This window comes from Parafrankia discariae (assembly GCF_000373365.1).
Lineage (GTDB): Bacteria > Actinomycetota > Actinomycetes > Frankiales > Frankiaceae > Parafrankia > Parafrankia discariae.
In genome coordinates, this window is the sequence record NZ_KB891219.1 from 84,940 (window position 1) to 108,366 (window position 23,427).

The 23,427-nt window shown below is 74.0% G+C and carries 22 protein-coding genes; 17 read left to right on the forward strand and 5 right to left on the reverse strand.

All coding sequences use genetic code 11. The features are described 5' to 3' along the window. Positions 1–143: 143 nt before the first annotated feature. From B056_RS0117490 to B056_RS36995, 5 genes are all read left to right on the forward strand, one after another. Positions 144–614: an NUDIX hydrolase gene (locus tag B056_RS0117490; RefSeq protein WP_230203044.1), complete on the forward strand. Its 471-nt coding sequence runs from the start codon at positions 144–146 to the stop codon at positions 612–614. A gap of 216 nt (positions 615–830) precedes the next feature. Further along, entirely contained in the window at positions 831–1,802 is a 972-nt protein-coding gene (ppk2, locus tag B056_RS0117495; RefSeq protein WP_018503159.1) for a polyphosphate kinase 2, read from the forward strand. A gap of 316 nt (positions 1,803–2,118) precedes the next feature. Further along, a complete protein-coding gene (locus B056_RS36990) occupies positions 2,119–3,000 on the forward strand; it encodes an SAM-dependent methyltransferase (RefSeq protein WP_230203045.1) in 882 nt (293 codons plus the stop codon). A gap of 51 nt (positions 3,001–3,051) precedes the next feature. After that, positions 3,052–4,479 (forward strand): hypothetical protein, encoded by a 1,428-nt coding sequence (locus tag B056_RS42855; RefSeq protein WP_154677091.1) that lies wholly within the window; start codon positions 3,052–3,054, stop codon positions 4,477–4,479. Between the two features lie 69 nt (positions 4,480–4,548). After that, positions 4,549–5,052: a DUF2071 domain-containing protein gene (locus B056_RS36995; RefSeq protein WP_051105656.1), complete on the forward strand. Its 504-nt coding sequence runs from the start codon at positions 4,549–4,551 to the stop codon at positions 5,050–5,052. A 2-nt stretch (positions 5,053–5,054) separates the two neighbouring features. Here B056_RS36995 and B056_RS0117515 read toward each other — a convergent pair whose 3' ends face one another. Further along, positions 5,055–5,789 (reverse strand): O-methyltransferase, encoded by a 735-nt coding sequence (locus B056_RS0117515; RefSeq protein ID WP_018503163.1) that lies wholly within the window; start codon positions 5,787–5,789, stop codon positions 5,055–5,057. A 122-nt stretch (positions 5,790–5,911) separates the two neighbouring features. On the opposite strand from B056_RS0117515, the gene hisD reads away from it, so the two are divergent. The 4 genes from hisD to hisH are packed head-to-tail and all read left to right on the forward strand — an operon-like array spanning position 5,912 to position 9,870. Beyond that, a complete protein-coding gene (hisD, locus tag B056_RS0117520) occupies positions 5,912–7,207 on the forward strand; it encodes a histidinol dehydrogenase (RefSeq protein ID WP_026239808.1) in 1,296 nt (431 codons plus the stop codon). Next, positions 7,204–8,637, forward strand: coding sequence for a histidinol-phosphate transaminase (locus tag B056_RS0117525; RefSeq protein WP_018503165.1), 1,434 nt, complete (start codon positions 7,204–7,206; stop codon positions 8,635–8,637). The genes hisD and B056_RS0117525 overlap by 4 nt, the downstream gene beginning before the upstream one ends. Positions 8,638–8,671: 34 nt before the next feature. Beyond that, positions 8,672–9,259, forward strand: coding sequence for an imidazoleglycerol-phosphate dehydratase HisB (hisB, locus tag B056_RS0117530; RefSeq protein ID WP_018503166.1), 588 nt, complete (start codon positions 8,672–8,674; stop codon positions 9,257–9,259). Next, positions 9,256–9,870, forward strand: a complete 615-nt coding sequence (gene hisH / locus B056_RS0117535) for an imidazole glycerol phosphate synthase subunit HisH (protein ID WP_018503167.1) — start codon at positions 9,256–9,258, stop codon at positions 9,868–9,870. The genes hisB and hisH overlap by 4 nt, the downstream gene beginning before the upstream one ends. A 46-nt stretch (positions 9,871–9,916) precedes the next feature. On the opposite strand, the gene B056_RS0117540 is transcribed toward hisH, so the two are convergent. From B056_RS0117540 to B056_RS0117550, 3 genes are read right to left on the reverse strand one after another with little or no spacing between them, the layout of a single operon-like run. Further along, positions 9,917–10,903: an ABC transporter ATP-binding protein gene (locus B056_RS0117540; protein ID WP_018503168.1), complete on the reverse strand. Its 987-nt coding sequence runs from the start codon at positions 10,901–10,903 to the stop codon at positions 9,917–9,919. A gap of 5 nt (positions 10,904–10,908) precedes the next feature. Next, positions 10,909–11,823, reverse strand: coding sequence for an ABC transporter permease (locus B056_RS0117545; protein WP_154677092.1), 915 nt, complete (start codon positions 11,821–11,823; stop codon positions 10,909–10,911). A 2-nt stretch (positions 11,824–11,825) separates the two neighbouring features. After that, positions 11,826–12,710: an ABC transporter permease gene (locus tag B056_RS0117550; RefSeq protein WP_018503170.1), complete on the reverse strand. Its 885-nt coding sequence runs from the start codon at positions 12,708–12,710 to the stop codon at positions 11,826–11,828. Between the two features lie 109 nt (positions 12,711–12,819). Between B056_RS0117550 and priA the strand changes: the two genes are divergently transcribed. From priA to B056_RS0117585, 7 genes are all read left to right on the forward strand, one after another. Next, entirely contained in the window at positions 12,820–13,572 is a 753-nt protein-coding gene (priA, locus tag B056_RS0117555) for a bifunctional 1-(5-phosphoribosyl)-5-((5-phosphoribosylamino)methylideneamino)imidazole-4-carboxamide isomerase/phosphoribosylanthranilate isomerase PriA (RefSeq protein ID WP_020572557.1), read from the forward strand. Beyond that, positions 13,569–14,333 carry an imidazole glycerol phosphate synthase subunit HisF gene (gene hisF, locus B056_RS0117560; RefSeq protein ID WP_018503172.1) on the forward strand — a complete coding sequence of 255 codons (765 nt, stop codon included), beginning with the start codon at positions 13,569–13,571 and terminating at the stop codon, positions 14,331–14,333. Before priA ends, hisF begins: the two co-directional genes overlap by 4 nt. Positions 14,334–14,654: 321 nt before the next feature. Continuing rightward, positions 14,655–16,778: an ABC transporter ATP-binding protein gene (locus B056_RS0117565; protein WP_018503173.1), complete on the forward strand. Its 2,124-nt coding sequence runs from the start codon at positions 14,655–14,657 to the stop codon at positions 16,776–16,778. Further along, the gene (locus B056_RS0117570) at positions 16,775–18,541 is read left to right on the forward strand and encodes an ABC transporter ATP-binding protein (protein WP_018503174.1); all 1,767 of its coding nucleotides are present in this window, start codon (positions 16,775–16,777) and stop codon (positions 18,539–18,541) included. Before B056_RS0117565 ends, B056_RS0117570 begins: the two co-directional genes overlap by 4 nt. A gap of 127 nt (positions 18,542–18,668) precedes the next feature. Beyond that, a complete protein-coding gene (gene hisI, locus B056_RS0117575; RefSeq protein ID WP_018503175.1) occupies positions 18,669–19,157 on the forward strand; it encodes a phosphoribosyl-AMP cyclohydrolase in 489 nt (162 codons plus the stop codon). After that, positions 19,157–20,725 (forward strand): anthranilate synthase component I, encoded by a 1,569-nt coding sequence (locus B056_RS0117580; protein WP_018503176.1) that lies wholly within the window; start codon positions 19,157–19,159, stop codon positions 20,723–20,725. The genes hisI and B056_RS0117580 overlap by 1 nt, the downstream gene beginning before the upstream one ends. Next, positions 20,722–21,360, forward strand: a complete 639-nt coding sequence (locus B056_RS0117585; RefSeq protein WP_018503177.1) for a Trp biosynthesis-associated membrane protein — start codon at positions 20,722–20,724, stop codon at positions 21,358–21,360. The genes B056_RS0117580 and B056_RS0117585 overlap by 4 nt, the downstream gene beginning before the upstream one ends. Before the next feature lie 3 nt (positions 21,361–21,363). Here B056_RS0117585 and B056_RS0117590 read toward each other — a convergent pair whose 3' ends face one another. Next, positions 21,364–21,606 carry a hypothetical protein gene (locus tag B056_RS0117590; RefSeq protein ID WP_018503178.1) on the reverse strand — a complete coding sequence of 81 codons (243 nt, stop codon included), beginning with the start codon at positions 21,604–21,606 and terminating at the stop codon, positions 21,364–21,366. A gap of 983 nt (positions 21,607–22,589) precedes the next feature. On the opposite strand from B056_RS0117590, the gene trpC reads away from it, so the two are divergent. Beyond that, a complete protein-coding gene (gene trpC / locus B056_RS0117595; RefSeq protein ID WP_026239811.1) occupies positions 22,590–23,396 on the forward strand; it encodes an indole-3-glycerol phosphate synthase TrpC in 807 nt (268 codons plus the stop codon). The last annotated feature ends 31 nt before the right edge of the window (positions 23,397–23,427 follow it).

Below are 23,427 nucleotides of genomic sequence, written 5' to 3' on the forward strand. Positions count from 1 at the left end.
TTTTGTAGGCTCCGACGGAGATGCGAATCGCGCGATTGAACCTGGGATTCCTCGGGAGGTCCTGTGGTCACGATGTGGGCGGGCCGGCAGTGAGCGCCGGGGCGGCCGATCGGCGGTCGACGGCGGGCCGGGCGAAGGACGCGGTGACCTTCACCTTCCTGGGGCCGGCGGTGGACCCGCCGTTCGCCGCCGTCACCAGCGCCAGCGTCGTCGCCGTGACGCCGGCGGGCGGGCTGGTGCTCGCCGATCTGGCCCGTGGCCTCGACCTGCCCGGCGGGCACGTCCGGGCCGACGAGACGTCCGTCGAGCAGACCGTGCGCCGGGAGGCCTGGGAGGAGACCCGGATCAGGCTCGGTGAGCTGGTGCCCGTCGAGGTCGTCCGGTCCGACCTGTTCGGCCCGGACGATCTGACGTACATGGTGGTCCGGGCCGCGCTGGTCACCGAGCTCGCCCCCTGGGAGCGCACGCACGAGTCGGCCGGCCGGGTCGTGCTGCCGCCCGCGGAGTTCCTCGCCCGCCGCCCCGGGCGCCGTCCCGAGCTCCTGCGGCACCTGGTGACCGCCGGTCTCGCCGCCCTCGGCCGCGGCCTCCCGGCGCCGCCGCGGACCCGCTGACCGGGCCGGTCGGTTTGTGTTCATCCGGGGTAACAGGTGATGAACACCCAGCTCGGCGCGGTCCGTCCAGCCAGGTCGGTGGTGGGATCGGGGAGGACGACCGGGGCGCCGCGGGACCTTTCGGCCTGCGCCGCCCCCGAAGTGGGTAGGGCGCGTTGGGGGCAGGGCGCGTTGCGATTGCCCGACGACGTCCCGCTACCGCCACCGGAGGCTGCCATGAGTGACCTGACCACCGAGAATCCGGGTCTGCGCCCCGCCCTCGAGGCCTCCGACCCGCTCCCGGTCGAGTACCTCGGCGCGGACGTCCGCTCGCTGACGGTCGTCGAGGAGGACGCCGACGACGCGATTCTGCTCCGGCCCGACGGGACGAGCATCGACACCTGGCGGGAGAACTACCCGTACGCGCAGCGGCTCTCCCGCGACGAGTACGAGCGGGACAAGCGGCTGCTGCAGATCGAGCTGCTGAAGCTGCAGTACTGGGTGAAGGACACCGGACAGCGGCTCGTGCTCGTCTTCGAGGGGCGCGACGCGGCCGGCAAGGGCGGCACCATCAAACGGTTCACCGAGCATCTCAACCCGCGTGGCGCCCGGGTCGTCGCGCTGGAGAAGCCGACCGAGACCGAGCGCGGGTCCTGGTACTTCCAGCGCTACGTCGCCCACCTGCCCACCACCGGCGAGATCGTCATGTTCGACCGGTCCTGGTACAACCGGGCCGGGGTCGAGCGGGTGATGGGCTTCTGCACCCCGGAGGAGTACCGGGAGTTCCTGCGCCAGGCGCCCGAACTGGAACGGATGCTCGTCCGCAGCGGCATGCACCTCATCAAGCTGTGGTTCTCGGTCTCCCGCCGGGAGCAGCAGACGCGGTTCCTCATCCGCCAGATCGACCCGGTGCGGCAGTGGAAGCTCAGCCCGGTGGACCTCGCGGCCCTCGACCGGTGGGACGACTACACCGAGGCCAAGGAGTCGATGTTCTTCTACACGGACATCCCCGAGGCGCCGTGGACGGTCATCAAGAGCAACGACAAGAAGCGGGCCCGGCTCGAGGCGATGCGCTACGTGCTTTCCCGGCTGGACTACCCCGGCCGGGACGAGTCGGTCATCGGCCGTCCCGACCCGCGGATCGTCGGCGCGGCCGCCGGGTTGCTGGAGACCGGCGAGCAGGCCGACCGCCAGTTCCCGAAGCTCTGACCGCTCGTCAGCTCTGACCGCTCGGCCCCACGGGCGGTCCCGGGCGTGCTGGTCGTGCTGGCCGCCGGCTCGGGAAATGCCTTGGACGCCTCGCGGCGGGCGTCGTACAGTGACCGTGACAGCGCTCCGCCACGCACGGCGGGCGCCGACAGTGGAGGAAGCCATGGCTGCCCGGGAACAGTCCCGGGCTTCCGGAGGTCACCCGTCGACCCGGCGCGGTGGCGCTCAGCGCTGACCGCGGGACGCGGCGCGTGACTCCTGGTGCCCGGTGACATATGTCGTCACCCTGTAGAGCACCAGCAAGGAGATCTCGGCGTTGTCCGCACATTCTTCTGTTCCTTCTTCCTCCGCTCAGTCCTTCCCCGCTCAGCTCACCGACCAGATCGGCGAACCCTCGCCCGAGTGGTTCACCGAGTTCTTCACCGAACTGCCGAACGAGTTCTGGCGCCGCGTGGCGACGCCGGAGATGACCGCCGCCGACATCGACTTCGTCGAGACGCGTCTCGGGCTCGCGCCGGGGTCGCGGATTGTCGACGTCCCGTGCGGAAGCGGCCGGCACAGCCTCGCGCTGGCGGAGCGCGGCCACCGGGTGACCGGCGTCGACCTGTCGGCCGAGGCGATCGAGCACGCCCGCCGCGCCGCCGCGGCCGCGGGCACCGCCGTCGAGTTCGTCCTCGGGGACATGCGGGAGATCGCCCCGTCGGGCTCCTTCGACGCGGCGGTGTGCCTGGGTAACAGTTTCGGCTACCTCACCCCCGCACAGACCGCGGAGTTCGTCCGTTCTCTCGCCGCGGCGGTGCGCCCCGGCGGGGGCCTCGTCCTCGACTTCGGCGCGACCGCGGAGTCCGTCCTGCCCGGGTTCACCGGCGAGGCCCGCGTCATGCGCACCGGGGACATCACGGCGGAGGCGACGGTCGACTACGACGTGGCCCGCAGCCGGATGCTCAGCCGGTACCGGTTCACCCGCGGTGACGAGGTGCTGGACACCACCGCCGTCCACCACGTCTACACGTGCGGGCACATCGGTGACCTGCTGGACGCGGCGGGCTTCACCGACATCGGACGCCACTCCGATCCGGACGGCACGCCCTACCGGCTGGGCGCCGGGCGCCTGTTGGTCACGGCGCGCCGCGCTCTGCCGCCCGCCGGCTCTTCGGGACCTCAGCGGGTCGTGGACACGGAGAGTAGTCGCTCCTAGGCTGCCGGTTGTCGACGGCTCGGCCGCCAGCCGCGACGGTGGGGGTCGTCAATGAGTGTGCCCGCATGTCCGGGAGCTGTCCCGTCCAGCAGGCGGCCGGTCGCGCTGGGCGCGGCCCTGGCCGTCATCCTGCTACTGATAGTGACGGTGGGGGTCCTGCTCGCGGGGGCCGCGGGGGCCGTCGTGGCCCCCGCGGCCCCCGGAGTCCCCACAGCTACCGCGGGGCCGACCGCGGGGACCGACCCCGCCGGCGGGGTGCCCGCTCCCGGCGCCGTTCCCGTTTCCGCCGGGGGGACGGCGGCGGCCCTGGCCACTCCCGGGTGCGGCTCGGGCCGGGTGGGCCACTCGCGCCTGCTGGTCGGCGAGAGCACCACATTCGGCGGGTGCGGCTTCGTGCCGGGCACGCTCGTCGAGATCGCGGCCAACGGCGTCCCGTCGGACGCGACCACGGCGGACGCCGCGGGGAGGATCGCGGTCCCGGTCAGCTTCACGTCGCTGGGGACGAAGCTGCTCACCGCGGCCGGCGTCGGTGCCCCGCCGGCCGCGGCTCCGATCGCCGCCCCGGGCGCGGTCCCGCTCCCGGCCGCCGAGACGTCCCCGCTCACCCTCACCGCGACGGTTCTCGTGGTCGGGTCCCCGGCGGGGGCGGACGATGACGCCGACAACTCCGACTACGGGAACAGCGGGCACAGGCCCTCGAAGGACATCCCCATCCCCACCCCCACCCCTACCCCCACTCCCACCGGGGTGACGCTGGGGGAGATCATCGCGCTCCTGCAGCTTCTCCAGAGCCAGCAGAGCGCCACAGTGGTCGCCAACAGAGGCCTCAATCCGGGACTGGGCGGCCTGACCCTGGGCGATCTCGCGGGCGACGAGGTGGCGGCGGCGGACGAGGCGGCGGCGGCGGACGAGGCGGCGGCGGCGGACGAGGCGGCCGGGGCGGCCAGGGCGTCTGAACGGCCGTCCACGACGGCGCCCGCCGGCGCGGCCCCGACCGCCCCCCCGGCTCCCGCCGCCGGCGGTCCGCCCGGCGGACCCGGCGGAACCGGGAAGGGCCAGGCCGGGGGCGAGCTGCCGTTCACCGGGTTGTCGGGTACCGCGCTGACCGCCCTGGCCGGCGCGCTCCTCGTCGGTGGATTCTGGTGGATGCGCCGGCGCCGCGAGCAGTACTGGCGGCAGTTCCCGCCCGGCCTCGCCGGCTCGCACTGGGTGCCCCGCGGCTGGCCGGACCCGTCGTGGCCTGCCGGCCGCGCCTGGCCGGACGGCGGCTGGCCCGGCGGCTGGTGGCCCGGCGCGGCCGGTGGGTTCGCCGAGCCCGAGTCTCTCGGTAGGACCGGGCCTCTCGGTGAGCCGGACCGTGGTGGGGTGGACCCCGGTGGGGTGGACCCCGGTGGGGCGGACCCCGGTGGGGCGGACCGTGGTGGGGCGGAGCGTCCCGCTGAGCGGGAGCGCCCGGACGCCGCGGGGCGCGGGGACTGAGCCGTCCGGCGCGATCTGGGACATGGGACATCCGATGCGACCTGAGTCATCCGGTGCGACGATGTCGGTATGTGTCCGGATCGTCCCAGTCTGCCGGATGGGCGCGACTGGTCGGACCGCCCTGTCATCTCGTTGGAGGCCGCCCGGCTCGGCGCGGTGCTGGTGGCGCGCACAGGCTTCCGCCTGCCGTACCTCTGGGCCACGACGGCGCTCACCGAGGCCGGCGGGCCGCCCGGGGAGCCCGGCGAGATCCGGTACGAGTCCTGGCGCCGCTGGCCCGGACCGCGAGGTACGTCGAGCCGGGTGCGGATCCGGATCGGTCCGCGCTACCAGCCCGGCGAGCTCGGCCCGCTCGACCACTTCCTCACGGCGCGCTGGATCGTGTTCAGCTCGACCGGATCGAGTCACCGGGCGGTGCGGGCTCACCACGAGCCCTGGCCGCTGTGGCGGGCCCACCCGGAGGAGATCGACGACGATCTCGTCCGCGCCACCGGACTGCTGCCGCTGCCCGGCGAGCCACTGGCGCACTACTCACCCGGGGTCGACGTCCGGATCGGCCGTCCGGAACGGTAGGGCTACGGCAGCTTGCGGGCGATGGTCAGGCCGTCCGCGACGGGGAGCACGACCACCTGGACACGGGGGTCGTCGGCGACCATCCGGTTGAACGCGCGCACGGCGACGGCGCTCGGCTCCGTCGTGGCGGGGTCGAGGACCCGGCCGGACTGCAGGACGTTGTCGACGATGATCAGGCCGTTCGGCTTCAGCCGGGGCAGCAGCAGCTCGTAGTAGGTGGGATAGGAGGTCTTGTCGGCGTCGATGAAGGCCAGCTCGAAGGTCGGCTCCGCCGGCAGCGCGGCCAGCGAGTCGGCGGCGGGCCCCAGCCGCAGCTCGACGCGGTCACCCACCCCCGCGCGTTCCCAGTAGCGGCGGGCGACGGACGTCCACTGCTCGCTGACGTCGAGGCACAGCAGCCGGCCGCCCGCGGGCAGGCCGCGGGCGATGCTCAGCGCGGAGTAACCGGTGAACGTCCCGATCTCGATCGCCCGGGACGGCGCGAGCGCCGCGGTCAGGATCGTCAGCAGCGAGCCCTGCTCGGCGGGGATCTGCATCCGGGAGACGTTCCCGAGCGCCGCCGTCTCGGCCGCCAGGTCCCGCAGGACGGCGTCGGGCGGGGAGCCGTGCGCCGTCAGGTAGCCGTGCAGCGGCCGTGACAGGAAGCCCGACTTGCCGTCGAACGTGCCCGCGCCGTTGGCGGCGGCCGCCGCGGAGCCGGTGCCCGCATCAGGGCTGGTGTCCGAACTGGAGCTCACCGCCGCAGGTTACCCGGCTCGGGCCGGATCCGGTGCCGCCGTGCCCCGTTCCGTATCACGGTGTGGTATTCCCGAAGGCTTCCATCGTTCGGACCGCCGGTCGGGCCGATACTCTCGTGGGCGTGCTCAGAAGGCTCGATCTGCGCTCCGCGCAGCCCACCACGTCGGACGTCCGCCGGCTCTTCCCGCGGGCGGCCGTGGACGTCGACGTCGCCATGGACGCGGTCCGCCCCGTCTGCGACGACGTGCGCGACCGTGGCGACGCGGCCGTCCTCGACGCCGCGGAGCGCTTCGACCGGGTCCGCCCGGCCGAGCTGCGGGTCCCGGCCGCCGCGCTCGCGAACGCGCTCGCGGCCCTCGACCCGGCGGTCCGCGACGCGCTGACCGAGGCGATCCGCCGCGCGCGGCTGGTGCACCGGGCCCAGCTCCGGGAGCCGGTGGTCGTCGAGGTGGCCCCCGGCACGACGGTCACCGAACGCTGGATCCCGGTCGGCCGGGTCGGCCTCTACGTGCCGGGCGGGCGGGTCGCCTACCCCAGCAGCGTGGTCATGAACGTCGTCCCCGCGCAGGAGGCCGGTGTCGCCTCGCTGGCGGTGGCCTCGCCGCCCCAGGTCGACAACGGCGGCCTGCCGCATCCGGTCGTGCTGGCCGCCTGCGCGCTGCTCGGGGTCGACGAGGTCTACGCGGCCGGCGGCGCCCAGGCCGTCGCCATGTTCGCGCACGGCACCGAGAGCTGCCCGGCGGTGGACGTCGTCACCGGCCCGGGCAACGTCTACGTCACCGCGGCGAAGCGCCTGCTGCGCGGCCTGGTCGGCGTCGACGCCGAGGCGGGTCCGACCGAGGTCGCCATCCTCGCCGACGGTTCGGCCCGCGCCGACTTCGTCGCCGCCGACCTGATCGCGCAGGCCGAGCACGACCCGATGGCCGCCTGCCTGCTGGTCACGACGTCGCCAGAGCTGGCCGACGCCGTCGACATCGAGCTCGACAAGCAGGTCCCCGTCACCCGGCACCGGGAGCGGGTCGCCGAGGCCCTGGCCGGCCAGGGCGCCGTGGCGATCGTCGCCGACGTCGAGGCGGGTCTCGCGGTCGTCGACGCCTGGGCCGCCGAGCACCTGGAGATCCACACGGTGGACGCGTCGGGTGTCGCCGCCCGGGTGCGCAACGCGGGTGCGATCTTCGTCGGCGCCTACGCGCCCGTGCCACTCGGGGACTACCTCGCCGGCTCGAACCACGTTCTGCCCACCGGCGGCACCGCGCGGCACTCCAGTGGCCTCGCCGTGTCCGCCTTCCAGCGTCAGGTCCACGTCGTCGAGTGCGACTCCGCGGCGCTCGCCGACATCGCGCCCCGCATCGCCGCGCTCGGCGGAGCCGAGGACCTGACCGCCCACGTCGACGCGGTGGAGGTACGGGCCCGATGATCGGGAACATCAGCGGGGCGGGCGACACCCGCCCCGCGGGCGACACCGCCGGGCCGGGTGACGGCACCGGCCCGAGCGACGCCGCTGGTTTCGGCGATGCCGCCGGGCCGGGTGACGCCGCTGTTCCGGGCGGTGCCGCCGGGCCGGGTGACGCCGCCGGGCTGATCGACACCGCCGGTCCCGGCGTCGCGCCCCCCGGGGCGCCGGCCGGCCAGGGCGCGCCCGTCGGTGGCCGCGGGCGGCTGCGCTCCGCCGCGGCCACCCCGGCGGACCGCGGCCCGTGGCGGTCCGTCACCCTGGACGACCTGCCCCTGCGGGACGACCTGCGCGGGATGTCCCCCTACGGCGCGCCGCAGATCGACGTCCCGGTGCGGCTGAACACCAACGAGAATCCGCACCCGCCGTCCGCCGGGCTCGTGGACGCGCTCGGCAAGGCCGCGACCCTGGCCGCGACCGAGGCCAACCGCTATCCCGACCGGGAGGCCGAGGCCCTGCGCGCCGACCTGGCGTACTACCTGACCCCGGACGCCGGCTTCGGCGTGCACGCGGCCCAGGTGTGGGCGGCCAACGGGTCGAACGAGATCCTTCAGCAGCTCTGCCAGGCGTTCGGCGGTCCGGGGCGGGTGGCGGTGGGCTTCGAGCCGTCCTACTCGATGCATCGGCTGATCGCGCTGGCGACCGCGACCGGCTGGGCCGCCGAGTCCCGCGCGGCCGACTTCACCCTCGACGCCGACCGGGTGACCGCCGCGATCCGCCGGCACCGCCCGGCGCTGCTGTTCCTGTGCTCACCGAACAATCCGACCGCCACCGCGCTCGGCCCGGAGGTCATCGCGGCGGCCTGCGACGCCATGGCCGAGGTCGGCTCGGGTGTAGTCGTGGTCGACGAGGCCTACGGCGAGTTCCGCCGGGCCGGGGTCCCCAGCGCGCTCACCCTGCTGCCCGACCACCCCCGGCTGGTGGTCACCCGGACGATGAGCAAGGCGTTCGCGCTGGCCGGTGCCAGGGTGGGCTACCTCGCGGCGCATCCGGCGGTCGTCGACGCGCTGCAGCTCGTCCGGCTGCCCTACCACCTGTCGTCGTTCACCCAGGCGGTCGCCCGCACCGCGCTGGCGCACGCCGACGAGCTGCTCGGCACCGTGGACGCGGTGAAGGCGCAGCGCGACCTGCTGGTCCGGGCCCTGCCGGAACTCGGCTGCGCGACCGCGCCGAGCGACGCCAACTTCGTGCTGTTCGGCCACTTCACCGACCAGCGGGCCGTGTGGCAGGGCCTGCTCGACGCCGGTGTCCTCGTCCGCGACGTCGGCCTGGCCGGCTGGCTGCGGGTGACGGCCGGGCTGCCCAACGAGACGGAGTCCTTCCTCGACGCGCTGCGCCGGGTGCTCACCGCCCGCCCGGCCCTGCTGCGCGCCGCCGCGGAGATCAGCTCCTGACCGACTGACCGCCGACCGACTGACTAGGGAACCCATGGCACGCACCGCACGCGTCGAGCGCAAGACCAAGGAGTCGCACGTCCTGATCGAGCTCGACCTCGACGGGACGGGCCTGGCGTCGGCTCAGACGGGCGTCCCCTTCTTCGACCACATGATGGAGCAGCTCGGCAAGCACGGGGGCTTCGACCTCACCGTGCGGACCGAGGGCGACCTGCACATCGACGCCCACCACACCGTCGAGGACACCGCCATCGCCTTCGGCGCGGCGCTGCGCGAGGCCCTCGGGGAGAAGGCGGGCATCCGCCGTTTCGGGGACGCGACCGTGCCGCTCGACGAGGCGCTGGTGCAGTCGGCGGTCGACCTCTCCGGCCGGCCCTACTGCGTGCACGTCGAGCCGGAGCTGGTCGGCCTGATCGGCAGTTACGACACCACCCTCACCCGGCACGTCTTCGAGTCGATCACTGCCTCGGCGCGGATCGCGCTGCACGTGCGGGTGCTGTCCGGGCGCAACGCCCACCATGTCGTCGAGGCGCAGTTCAAGTCGGTGGCCCGGGCCATGCGCGACGCGGTGGCGCTCGACGCGCGGGTCGCCGGCGTGCCGTCCACCAAGGGCGTGCTGTGAGCGGCCCGCGCCCGGACGTCGTCGTCCTCGACTACGGCTCGGGGAACCTGCGTTCGGCCGAGCGGGCGCTCGCCCGGGTCGGCGCCGAGGTGACGGTCACGGCGGATCTCGCCGCCGCCCGGGCGGCCGACGGGCTCGTCGTCCCCGGGGTCGGCGCGTTCGCGGCGTGCATGGCGGGGGTGGACGCCGTCGGCGGCGGCGCGGTCGTGCGCGAGCGGCTCGCGGCCGGCCGCCCGGTCCTCGGGATCTGCGTGGGCATGCAGATCCTCTACCAGCTCGGCGACGAGCACGGCGTGCGCACGGAGGGCCTCGGCGTGCTCGAGGGCAGCGTGCGCCGGCTGTCGGCGCCGGTCCTGCCGCACATGGGCTGGAACGTCGTCACCCCCCCGCCGGAGTCGGTCCTGTTCGAGGGCGTCGATCCGGAGACACGTTTCTACTTCGTGCACTCCTACGCGGCGGCGGCGCGGGCGGGGGACACCGTCGCCGAGCACGGCGAGGCGTTCGCCGCCGCGGTCGAGCGCGGCCCGCTCGCGGCCACCCAGTTCCACCCGGAGAAGTCCGGCGACGCCGGCGCGCACGTCCTGCGGAACTGGCTGAGCACCCTGAGCTGACCGCGGCCGCCGGCCCTGCCCTCGGCTCCGAGTGATCAGAGAGTGGTCAGAGCGCGCCGGGGGTGAGGCGGTCGGTGGTGTAGAGGCGGGCGATGACGTCCTCGATCGCCGGCTCGCCGACCGAGAGGTCGACCAGCGGGTAGCGGGCCGCGATCTCGCTGACCAGCGGCGCGGCGCTGTCGCCCGCGGGGAACTCCAGCCACTGCCGGGCGCCGTCCACCCGGACGACGCGTGCTCCCGCGACGGTCATCGCCGGGCGCGGCTCGGCGAGGTCGACCCGCAGCGTCCGCAGGCCGCCGAGGCGTTCGCGCAACGCCTCCAGATCGCCGTCGAAGCCGAGCCGGCCGTGGTCGATGACCATCACCCGCCGGCACAGCTGCTCGACGTCGGTCATGTCGTGGGTGGTCAGCACGATCGTCGTCCCCGCCTCGCGGTTGGTGCGGGCGAGGAACGAGCGGACCGCCGTCTTCGAGACGACGTCCAGGCCGATCGTCGGTTCGTCCAGATAGACGATCTTTGGGTCGGGCAGGAACGTGGCCGTGATGTCGCCGCGCATCCGCTGGCCGAGCGAGAGCTGGCGCACCGGGGTCTCCAGGAACGGTGCCAGTGCCAGCACGTCGACGAAGTGCTCAAGGTTGTCCCGGTACCGCGGTGTCGGGATCCGGTAGATGCGGCGGACCAGTTCGAAGCTGTCGCGCAGCGGGAGATCCCACCACAGCCGCGAGCGCTGGCCGAAGACGACCCCGATGCGCCGGCTGAGCCGCAGGCGCTGCCGTGACGGGTCCAGCCCGGCCACCCGCAGCCGTCCGCCGGACGGGGTGAGGATGCCGACCAGCATCTTGATCGTGGTGCTCTTGCCCGCGCCGTTCGGGCCCAGGTAGCCGACGATCTCGCCGGCCCGGACCGTGAACGACAGGTCCACCACGGCGGGCACGTCCACCCGTTCCCGGCGCATCCAGCCGGCCCGCCGCCGCACGACGAACGTCTTGCTGACTCCTTCGACGTCGATGACGCCGCCGGCGGTGTCGGCCATGGCGCTCAGCTCCCCGTGCCGCGGTAGTGCCGCAGGCCGAGCCGCCAGACGGTCGCGGCGAGGACCGCGGTGACCAGGGCCACGGCGGGAGAGAGGAACCGGGTGAACCCCGGCAGGCCGAAAGGGTCGGCCCGGTCGAGCACGAACAGGGCCGGCTGCCAGTTCACGAAGGCGATCGGCAGCACCACGGTCATCAGCAGCGCCGTCCGACGGCCGTAGACGGTCAGGGGGTACTGGGTCGCGAGCTCCGCGCCCTGCCGGACGGCGCTCACGGCGGTCGACGCGTCCGGGGCGACGAACAGCACCGCCGCGGTGCCGAGGGCGAGGCTCACACTGATCACGACCCCGCTGGCGATCATCGCCGGGACGGTGGCGATCCGGCCGGGGGTCCACGGGACGTCCAGCGCGGCCAGGCTGATCACGAGGACGGCGGTGGGCTGCGCCACCCGGCCGAGCCGCTGCGGGGAGAAGTCCGCCGTCGCGGCCTGCACGAGGACGCTGACCGGGCGGGTGAGCATCGGGTCCAGATCGCCGTCCTTGACGGTCCAGCCCAGCCGGTCCAGCGGGCCGACCGCGGCCTCGGCGACGGCGAACGCCAGGGCGGACGTCCCGTAGAGGAAGGCGACCTCGGTGAGAGAGAAGCCGTCCAGGTCGGGCAGGTGGGCGAACACGATGCCGATCGCGGCCAGGTCCAGCGCCGTCGCGGCCATCTCGACGAGGGTGTAGAGGACGAGCGAGAGCCGGTACTGCGCCGCGGAACGGAAGGCGGCGCCGACCAGCAGCAGGTAGTGGCCCACCTCCGCGCGCAGCAGCCCGAGCCGGCCGCCCGCGCCGCTGTCGGCGGCCGTCGCGTGGGCACCGGCCATCGGCGGGGCGGCGGCGGTGGTAGTGGCGGTGGCCGCGGCCTCGTCGGTGGTCACGGTCAACCTCCCTGGACGACCAGCCGGCGCAGCGCCGCGGTCGTCAGCACATGGCCGGCCAGGCTCAGCAGCAGCGCCCAGGTCGCCTGGTAGGCGAGGATCCGCTCCGGGCCGCCGGCCGTGCTGCCCAGGTAGGCCGTGCCGCCGGCCGTCGACCCGAGGTAGAGGTCCATCGGCGCCTGGACGACGGCCCCGAACGGCAGCAGCCCGGCGATCGTCCCGAGCGCGCCGGGGAACAGACCGAGCGGCAGCACGGCGCCCGAGAAGAACATCATCACGAGCGCGGCCACGGCCTGCACCCCCCGGTCGTCGGTCAGCCAGAACGCGCTGAGCGCGACCAGGTACCGCAGGCCGAAGCTGACCAGCAGGGCCAGCACGAGGCTCGCGGCGAACAGCGCGCCGGTGCCGACGGACCCCGGCAGCCGCAGGTCGAACAGGAACGCTCCGACCACACCCGCGGGCACCGCGCGGGTCGCCAGGTACACCCCGGCCCGCCCGACCTCCAGGCCGAGCCACCACCGCTGGAAGCCCACCGGCCGGACGAGGTCGGTCTCGACGGTGCCCCGGCGCACCCGCCAGGGCAGGTCGATCATGCCGCCGAACACGGCGAAGGTGCTGACGAGCGCCTGTCCGACCACGGCGAAGGTGACCGCCGAGGTGATGTCGTAGCCGGCCAGCCCGGGGCGCTGCTCCCACACCGCCAGCGCCAGATGGCCCCGCAGCACGGTCAGCACGATGTTGGAGATGACCGAGGCCACGACCGCCGCCCGGTAGGTGACATACCGGCGCGCGCCGGCGGACGTGATCAATCCCCACATCCGCGCGCTGGCCAGGGCACGCGCACTGGCTCCGGGCGCCGGCGCCCGGCCTGCCACGTCGAAGGTCATCGCCGACCACGCTAGAGCGATCCGTGGCCGGAGGATCCACGGTTGTGTCAACTCGTGTGGTCCGATGGCGCGTCTCCTCGCGGGCCGGGGCGACCCGTAGGGTGGAGCGGTGACGTTGACGCTGCTCCCCGCGGTGGACGTGGCCGACGGCCTGGCCGTCCGCCTGGTCCAGGGCGAGGCCGGAACCGAGACCTCCTACGGCGACCCGCGCGAGGCGGCGCTGGCCTGGCAGCGCGACGGCGCCGAGTGGATCCATCTGGTCGACCTCGACGCGGCCTTCGGCCGCGGGTCCAACCGGGACCTGATCGCCGAGGTCGTCCGTTCCGTCGACGTGGCCGTCGAGCTCTCCGGCGGCATCCGCGACGACGCCTCCCTCGACGCCGCGCTGGCCACCGGCGCGGCCCGGGTCAACATCGGCACGGCCGCCCTCGAGGACCCGGAGTGGGTGCGCAAGGCGATCGACCGGGTCGGTGACCGGATCGCCGTGGGCCTCGACGTCCGCGGCACCACCCTCGCCGCCCGCGGCTGGACCCGCGAGGGCGGCGAGCTCTACGAGGTGCTCGCCCGGCTCGACGCCGACGGCTGCGCCCGGTACGTGCTCACCGACGTCCGCCGGGACGGCACCCTCACCGGCCCGAACGTCGACCTGCTGCGGGCCGTGACGGCCGCGACCACCCGGCCGGTGATCGCCAGCGGCGGTGTCTCCTCCCTGGCGGACCTGCGCGTGATCGCGAGCGTGCCCGGTGTCGAGGGCGCCATCGTCGGCAAGGCGCTCTACGCCGGCGCGTTCACCCTGCCCGAGGCGCTCGCGGTCGCGGCGGAGGGGTCCGTGGCGGAGGGGCCCGCGGCGGGCGCGCCGTGACCGTCGCCGTCCGGGTGATCCCCTGCCTCGACGTCGACGGCGGGCGGGTCGTCAAGGGCGTGAACTTCACCGACCTGCGGGACGCCGGCGACCCCGTCGAGATGGCCCGGCTCTACGACGCCGAGGGCGCGGACGAGCTGACCTTCCTCGACATCACCGCGTCCAGCGGTAACCGGGAGACCACGTACGACATCGTCCGGCGCACCGCCGAGCAGGTCTTCATCCCGCTCACCGTCGGCGGCGGGGTGCGCTCGGTCGACGACGTCGACCGGCTGCTGCGCGCCGGCGCCGACAAGGTGGGGATCAACACCGCCGCCGTCGCCCGCCCGGAGCTGGTCCGCGAGTGCGCGCTGCGGTTCGGCAGCCAGTGCATCGTGCTCTCGGTGGACGCCCGCCGCTCCCGCGAGCCGGGCGGCCCCACCTTCGAGGTGACCACCCACGGTGGGCGCCAGGGCACCGGCATCGACGCGGTCGCGTGGGCCGCGCGGGCCGTCGAGCTGGGCGCCGGCGAGATCCTGCTGAACTCGATGGACGCCGACGGCACCCAGGACGGCTACGACCTGGAGATGATCACTTCGGTCCGCGCGGCGGTGGACGTCCCGGTGATCGCGAGCGGTGGCGCCGGCAGCCTCGACCACTTCGCCCCCGCCGTCGGCGCCGGGGCGGACGCCGTGCTGGCCGCCAGCGTCTTCCACTTCGGCCGGCTGCGGATCTCCGAAGTGAAGAAGGTGCTGCGCGACGCCGCCATCGCGGTGCGCTGACGGCCTGCCTTCGAACGCCTCCCTCGCCTCTCCCGCCTTCCTTCGAACGCCGGCCTAACACCGGTTGTCCATCAGCGGTCGGGTCGGCTGTTGCCGGGTCGCCGGGCTTCCCATGGATCAGGATGGCGGGCGCCCCACGGCCGTCCGGATGGTGATCGTCCCTGCGCCGATTCGCTGAGCAGGGGTTTTGCCGGGACTGTTACCGCCGGGTTGCGCGTTGGCGACCTATGGCGACGTCGTCCGGGGGGCGGCGCGCGGCGTCCGGTGATGCCGTGTACCGCGGTTCCGCGGCGACCCGTAACCGCGAAACGGAGGAGTTCAGTGCCCGGTGACCCCGCGTCCGGCGAGGCGACCCGCAGGGTGGCGGCGACCGGCGGTGCCGGGGCGGCCCGGCTCGCCGCGGCCGGCTCACCCACGGTGATCAGACGTGGGCTGGGTGTCCTCGTGATCGCGGTCCGGGAGGAGCCGAAGGTCTTCCTGGTCGCGCTGGCCGGCAGCTCCCTCTACGCGCTGGCGACGGTCGCGAGCTCGCTGGCCCTCGGCGAGATCACCGAGCGCGTCCTCGTCCCGAGCATCGACGACGGCGCGGCCGACTGGAGCGCCGTCGTCGCGGCGGCGCTGATCATGGTCGGCATCGGGTTCGGCCGGGCGGTCGGGATGTTCTTCCGCCGCCTGGTCTCCGGCATGATGCAGTACCGGCTGCAGGCCACCTACCGGCGCCGGGTCACCCGCCAGTACCTGCGGCTGCCGCTCGCCTGGCACCAGCGGCACTCGACCGGTTCACTGCTGTCCAACGCGAACGCGGACGTCGAGGCCACCTGGGCGCCGATCGCGCCACTGCCGTTCGCCGCCGGCGTGCTGGTCATGCTGGCCGCCGCGCTGGCCCTGCTGATCGCGACCGACCCGCTGCTGGCCCTGGTGGGCTGCGTCGTGTTCCCCGCGTTCGGTGTCGTCAACGTGGTCTACGGCCGGTGGGTGTCGCCGCTCTACGGCCGCGCCCAGCGCCTGCGCGCCGAGGTCAGCGGGGTCGCCCACGAGTCCTTCGACGGCGCGCTCGTCGTGAAGACCCTGGGCCGGGAGGCCGACGAGACGGCCCGCTTCGCGGTCAAGGCCGGCGAGCTGCGTGACGCGATGGTCCGCGCGGGCCAGGTCCGGGGCATGTTCGACCCGGTCATGGAGGCGCTGCCCAACCTCGGCGTGCTGGCCGTGATCGTCGTCGGCGCGGTCCGCATCGACAGCGGCTCGCTCACCGTCGGCGAGCTGGTCCGGGTCGCCTACCTGTTCACCGTGCTGGCCTTCCCGATCCGGGCGATCGGCTGGGTGTTCGGCGAGCTGCCCAGGTCCGTCGTCGGGCACGAGCGGGTGGACGCCGTGCTCACGGCCCGCGGTGGCCTCGGCTACGGCTCCGCCGTCCTCACCGGTTCCGGCCCGGCGGCGCTGTGCGTCGCCGGCGTCGGCTACGGCTACGGCTACCCGGTGCAGTCCGCCGGCGACCACGATGACGTCACGGACACCGCCACGAACGCCTTTACGAACACCGCTACGGACGACACCTCCACGGACATCCCCGCCGCAAGGTCGCCGGCCGCCGAGGCGGTGTGGCCGGCGCTGCGCGAGGTCACCTTCGACGTGGCCCCCGGCCGGGTGGTCGCGCTGACGGGGCGCACCGGCGCCGGGAAGTCGAGCCTGGTGAACCTCCTCGCCCGCCTGGTCGACCCCCAGACGGGCGCCGTCCGGATCGACGGTGTGGACCTGCGGGACCTGGCCCTGGGGGAGGTGACCCGCACGATCGCGCTCGTCCCGCAGCAGACGTTCCTGTTCGACGACACCGTGCGGGTCAACGTCGCCCTCGGTCTGGACGTCGACGACGAGGTCGTGTGGGAGGCCCTGCGCCGGGCCCAGGCGGAGCGCTTCGTGCGCGCCCTGCCGGCCGGCCTCGACACCAGGGTGGGTGAGCGGGGGACCACGCTCTCCGGCGGGCAGCGCCAGCGGATCGGCCTCGCCCGCGCCCTCGTGCGCGACCCGAGGCTGCTGATCCTCGACGACGCGACGTCCAGCGTCGACCCGCGGATCGAGGCGTCCATCCTCGCCGGGCTGCGGGAGCGGGCGGGCGCGTCCACGGTGGTGATCGTCGCCCACCGGCGGTCCACCGTGGAGCTCGCCGACGAGGTCGTGCACATCGAGGACGGCCGCGTCACCGCGCAGGGCACCCACCGGGAGCTGCTGGCCAGCTCGCCCGGCTACGCGGAGCTGCTGACGGCCTACGACGAGAACGCCGAGGCCGCCGAGGACAACGGGCCTGCCGGGCAGGACGAGGACACGGACACCGGGACCGGCTACGGGCCGGGCCGGGGAGCACGGGGCAGGCCCGCGGATCACCAGGTGCCCGCGGACACGGCCCCGGTCGGAGTACTGACGGTTCCGGACCAGGAGGGCGCGCGATGAGCTCCGACGGCCTGTGGGCGACCGGGGGGCGGCTGCGTCGGCTCGTACCGGAGCTGACCGCCGGGATCGCCGGAACCCTGGCCCTCGCCGTGACCGCCACCGTCGGGAAGGTGGTGATCCCCGTCGTGGTCCAGCAGACGCTCGACCGCGGTGTCTGGGAGGGCGGCGCGGACCTCGGCCTCGTCGGGGTCTCGGTGGGGCTCGCCGCGGTCGCCATCCTGATCACCGCGGTCGCGGCGTTCCGGATGAACGTGCGGCTCTACCGCGTCTCCGAGAGCGCGCTGGCCACCCTGCGGGTCCGGGCCTTCCGTCATGTGCACGACCTGTCGATGCTCAGCCAGTCCGAGCAGCGGCGCGGCTCGCTGACTTCCCGGGTCACCAGCGACATCGACACGATGTCGCAGTTCCTCCAGTTCGGCGGCGTCATGCTGATCGTCGCCACCGGGCAGATGCTGATCGCCACGGTTCTGATGTTCGTCTACTCCTGGCAGCTGGCCCTGCTGGTGTACGCGTTCTTCGTGCCGCTGGTCATCGCCACCCGACGCTTCCAGAAGCGGCTGGCGGTGCGGTACGGGAGGGTGCGGGAGCGGGTCGGTGACATGCTCGGCGCGATCTCGGAGTCGGTGGTCGGCGCCCAGGTCGTGCGGGCCTACGGCGCGCAGGACCGCACCTCCCGGCGCATCGACGGCACGGTGGAGAACTACCGTTCCGCGCAGACCCACGCGCAGACCCTGGTGGCGGGGGTGTTCGCGGGAGTCGAGACGGTCGCCGCGCTGACCACCGCGGGGGTGGTGATCGTCGGGGTGGCGATCGGCGTCGACGGGTCGCTGACCACTGGGCAGCTGGTGGCCTTCCTGTTCCTCCTCACGCTGTTCGTGATGCCCATCCAGTCGCTGACCGAGGTCCTCAACGACGGCGCGAACGCCTTCGCCGGGCTGCGGCGGGTCCTCGACGTCCTCGACACCCCGTCGGACGTCCGCGACCCGGCCGAGGACACCGGTGGTGTGCGGCTGCCCGACGGGCCGTTGGGCGTGCGGTTCGACCACGTCGGATTCGCCTACCCCGGCGGCCCGCCGGTGCTCCACGACGTGACACTCGACCTCGCGCCGCACCGGCGGGTGGCCGTCGTCGGCGAGACCGGCTCCGGCAAGACGACGATGGCCAAACTGCTCACCCGGCTCATGGACCCCACCGACGGGACGGTGCTGATCGGCGGGGTCCCGCTGAACGAGGTGCGGTTCGACTCGCTGCGTGGCCGGGTGGTTATGGTGCCGCAGGACGGGTTCCTGTTCGACCTCACCGTCGCCGGTAATGTCCGGTACGGGCGCCCGGACGCCTCCGACGCCGAGATCGTGAACGCCTTCGGGCAGCTCGGCCTCGGTGACTGGCTCGCCGGCCTGCCCGCCGGCATCGCGACCCCGGTGGGGGAACGCGGCGAACTGCTCTCGGCCGGCGAACGCCAGCTGGTCGCGCTGGCCCGTGCCCAGCTCGCCGACCCCGACCTGCTCGTCCTCGACGAGGCGACCTCCGCCGTCGACCCGGCGACCGAGATGCGGATCGCCGCGGCTTTGCTCGAACTCACCAGGGGGCGCACCTCCGTCACCATCGCGCACCGGCTCTCCACCGCGGAGGCCGCCGACGACGTCGTCGTGGTCGACGCCGGCCGGGTCGTCCAGCGTGGGACGCACGCGGAGCTGGTCGCCGTGCCCGGGGTCTACCGGCGGCTGCACGAGTCCTGGGCAGCCGGCGTCCTGTCGCACTGACCGCGCCGCTCGGGCCGACTGCGCCGCCGGCGCCGCGGCCCGGTGGGGGGACCCCGGTCGGGCGGGTCCCGGCCCGACCGTCGTGGTGACCTGTAGGCCGTCCGGCCGTGGCGGGCAGAATGGGCGGGTGACCGCGCGTGCCTCCGATCTCGATCCCGCCATCGCCCGTCAGCTCAAGCGGGACGGCTCCGGTCTGTTCCCGGCCGTCGCCCAGCAGTACGACTCCGGCGAGGTCCTCATGGTCGGGTGGATGGACGACGAGGCGTTGCACCGGACCCTCACCACCGGCCGAGCCACCTACTGGAGTCGCAGCCGGGCCGAGTACTGGGTCAAGGGCGACACCAGCGGACACGTGCAGTGGGTGCGGTCGGTCGCGCTCGACTGCGACGGCGACACCGTGCTGGTCCGGGTGGACCAGGTGGGCCCGGCCTGCCACACCGGCACACACACCTGCTTCACCGGTCGCGAGCTTTCTGCCGGTGGTGCCCGGCCCCTGCCGCCCCCGGCAGCGACCTTCGGGTCGGCGCCCGCGCCGACCTCCGCGCCCGCGCCGGCGCCAACCTCCACGCCCATGTCCATGCCGGCAGCGGCGCCGACGACGACGGGAGCACCGTGATGACAACCGGTGAGATCACACCGAGCCGGGCGGAGTTCCACGAGCTCGCCGCACGCCAGCCGGTCGTCGCGGTCTCCCGCCGCCTGCTCGCCGACGGCGAGACGCCGGTCGGGGTCTATCGCAAGCTGGCCGGTGGCCCGGGGACCTTCCTGCTCGAATCCGCCGAGCACGGGGGCGTGTGGTCGCGTTACTCCTTCGTCGGTGTCCGTGCCGCTGCCACGCTCACCGAACGGAACGGGCAGGCCGCCTGGACGGACGGAACCCCGCCGCCCGGTGTCCCACTCGACGGTGATCCGCTCGAGGTGCTGCGCGCCGTGGAACGCCAGCTCTGCTCGGCCCGGCCGAGCGGCACTCCGCCGCTGCTGGGCGGCCTGGTCGGCTACCTCTCCTATGACATCGTCCGGCGCATCGAACGGCTGCCCGCGCGGGCGGTCGACGATCTCGGGCTGCCCGAGCTGCGGATGCTCCTGACGACCGACCTCGCCGTCCTCGACCACACCGACGGATCGTGCCAGCTCGTCGCGAACATCTTCACCGGCGCCGGGGAACCGGCTGAACCGGCCGGTTCGGCTGGCCCGGGAGCGGCGGGCGTACCGGCCGCGCGGCGGGCGGAGCTGGACGCCGCCTATGACGACGCGGTGCACCGCATCGAGGTGATGACGGCGGATCTCGGCAAGTGGAGCGAGCCGACCGTGGCGACCACGACCGGCGCGGCCGCGGGCGTGCGCGACTTCGCCTCCGCCACCCCGCCCGGCGGCTTCCACGACGCCGTCGAGCGGTCCATCGAGGAGATCCGGGCGGGGGAGTGCTTCCAGATCGTCATCTCCCAGCGGTTCGAGCGCCCCACCACCGCCGACGCCCTCGACGTCTACCGGGTGCTGCGGGCCTCGAACCCCAGCCCGTACATGTACCTGCTGCGGTTCGCCGATCATGACGTGGTCGGTTCGTCGCCGGAGGCGCATGTCAAGGTCACCGGGCGTCGGGCGTTGCTGCACCCGATCGCGGGCAGCCGGCCACGGGGCGAGACGCCGGAACGCGACGCCGAACTGGCCGCCCAGCTCCTGGCCGATCCGAAGGAACGGTCCGAGCACGTGATGCTGGTCGACCTGGTCCGCAATGATCTCGGGCGGGTCTGCGTGCCCGGATCGGTGCGGGTGGTCGAGTTCGCCTCCGTCGAGCGGTTCTCGCACATCATGCACATCGTCTCCACCGTGATCGGTGAGGTGGCGCCCGAGCGCAGCGCGGTCGACGTCCTCGCCGCGACCTTCCCCGCCGGGACGTTGTCGGGAGCGCCCAAGGTGCGGGCCATGGAGATCATCGACGAGCTCGAGCCGACGAGACGCGGCCTGTACGGCGGGGTCGTGGGGTACCTCGACTTCGGCGGTGACCTCGACACCGCGATCGCCATCCGCACAGCCGTCCTCCGTTCGGGCATGGCCTACGTGCAGGCCGGTGCCGGGATCGTGGCGGACTCCGTCCCCGACACCGAGGATCTCGAGAGCCGGACGAAGGCCGCGGCGGTTCTCCGCGCGATCGAGGTGGCGGAGTCGCTCCGCCCGCCGGCATGACAGCATCCGCCGACCTGCCCGAGTCCGGCGCCCGCCCCGTGCCTGCCGCCCACTCCGCGTCCGGCGCTCGCCGGGAGCGGGGGCTCGCCATGGTCGCGTGCCTGGTCGGATCGGCCCTCGTTCTGTTCAGCGCCAGTGCGACCTGGGTCTCGGCGCGAGTTCAGGCCGGCACCGGCGGGCAGGCCTCCGCCGTGGCGGCGCCCCTGCCGGTGAAGTGGTCGGGCGGATCGCTCGCCCCGGCCGCCACCGCGCTGGCACTGCTCGGGCTCGCCGCCACCGTGGCGATCATCGCGACCCGGCGCGTGGGGCGGACCCTGGTGGGCCTGCTCGTGGCGGGCGCGGGTGTCGCGATCCTCCTGGTCGCCGGTGGGATCGCCCTGGACCCGATGGCCGCGGTGCGGGGGACCGACGAGGTCAGGGCGCTCGTCCCCATCGGGGATCCGACCATCCTCGATCTTTCCCGGACCATGGCTCCATGGCTCGCCTCCTTCGGGGGTCTCGTGCTCGCGATCACGGGTGTCGTCGTCGTCGCGCGCGCCGGGACCTGGCCGGCCATGTCCGGCCGCTACCAGGCCCGCGCAGCCGCACCCGCTGACGCCTGGGACGCCATCGAGCGGGGCCAGGACCCCACCTGACCATCAGGCTTCTCCTCTCGGACGGGGAGTGCGTTCCGCCGGGGAGGCGGGAGCGTCGGTGACCTTCTGCTCGGGATCTGCCGCCGTGATCCGGAGTCGCTGGCCAGCCAGGGCGGCGAGGGTCAGGTCGTTGCGCTCGATGTCCGCCTCGAGCAGGGAGATGAGCACGTCCATCCGCGCGATGCGGCGGTCGAGATCCTGAACCTGCGCGATCAGCAGGTCGTGCTCCGTCTCGGGATCGCTCACAGGTTCGCGGAACGCCGGCGCCGGGCCTGGCCGCGCGGGGCGGCCGGGCGTGTCCGGCGTGCTGGTGAGCCCAATCCGACCCGTGCCGCCGGAACGTCCCTCAGCCGCCCCACGGCTCCCGGGATCGCCATGGCCGGTCTCGGCCTGGGCACCTGGCGCAGCAGGGAGCGGCGGCGCCCCGCCCGCTGATCCGCAGGCCACGGGACTCGCCGCAGCGGGGCCCGCGGCACCCGCTGCGCCGGTGGCCGCCGGGCCCGTGGGCTGGGGAGCCGCGAGGTTCCCCGGGCTTGCGGCGAGGCGGCCGGGCGTCGGGCGTTCCGGCGCCGCGTCGGGTACTCGAGATGATGATCGTGCATTCCGGCCGATCCTCTCGTCGGCGCCACCTTCCGGCGCACTCGGAACGGGCGGCCCGGCGGGGGCGGGGACACCGCTGGAGACCCGGTGAGCTGACCACACGGCGGCGGCGGACCAGGCCGCGACGAACCGCTTCGAGCCGCCCCGGCGGGCCGGTGGGCCGGTCGCATCTGACTTCCGCGCCGCGTCCGCGGCGTCTGGAGATCTCGGCTCGTCACTCCACATCGCGCCTCCCGAATCCACGCGCGCCTCCCGAATCCACTCGCACTCGAACCGCGTTCGAACGTGTGTTCGATGATACGGGTCGACGGTGGACCGTCAAAGTGCCGGGTGCGTGGGCGTGTCGCGAGGTGTCCGCGCGGGTGTCGTGCCGTGGTCGCGCGAGTGCGTCCAGTGGCGGGGCCAACGGGAGCACCACCACCGTGGGCTGGGGCTCCGTCACTCCTACCGAGATCTCTCGGGTTGGTCTGGCCTCGACGTCGACGTCAGAGTCGTGGCCGCCTGGATGGTCAACATATGGACAACCACGAATCGTGACGGGTCGGCTCCGTGGGTGGGGGCGACGGGCCTCGGGCTCGAGACTGCCCTACCATCGGCGGCATGGCCGCGACTGGCGCGAGTGCGGGGCGATGAACGCTCTCGAGGAGATCCTCGACGGGGTCAGAGCAGATCTGGCCGTCCGTGAGCGGGAAACGTCCCTGGCAACTCTGAAACAACGTGTTGAGCGGGTACCCGATCCCCGGGACGCGCTGGCGGTGCTGCGCGCGCCGCGGGTATCGGTGATCGCCGAGATCAAGCGGCGCTCACCGTCCCGGGGCGCGCTCGCGACGATCGCCGATCCGGCGGCGCTCGCCTCGCTCTACGAGCAGGCCGGCGCCGCGGCGGTGAGCGTCCTCACCGAGCAGCGGCGGTTCGGCGGCTCGCTGGCCGATCTGGACGCCGTCCGGGTGGCGGTCGACATCCCCGTCCTGCGCAAGGACTTCGTGGTCTCCCCGTACCAGGTCCTCGAGGCGCGGGCCCATGGCGCCGACATGGTCCTGCTGATCGTGGCCGCGCTCGATCAGCCGAGGCTGATCGGTCTGCTCGAACGGGTCGAGTCGCTCGGGATGACCGCGCTGGTCGAGGTGCACGACGAGACCGAGATGTTGCGGGCCCTCGACGCGGGCGCCCGGCTGGTCGGGGTCAACGCGCGTAACCTCCGCACCCTCGAGGTGGACCGGGAGACCTTCGCCCGGCTCGCGCCGATGGTCCCGCAGGGGGTCCTGAAGGTCGCAGAGTCCGGCGTGCGCGGCCCGCGTGACCTGCTCCAGTACGCGGGCGCCGGGGCCGACGCGGTGCTGGTCGGGGAGGCCGCCGTGACCGGTGGCGACCCGCGCCAGTTCGTCGCCGATCTCGTGACCGCCGGAACGCACCCCGCCACCCGTATCGCGCACTGACCCGCCGACCGCCCGGGCGTCGTGCCGGGCG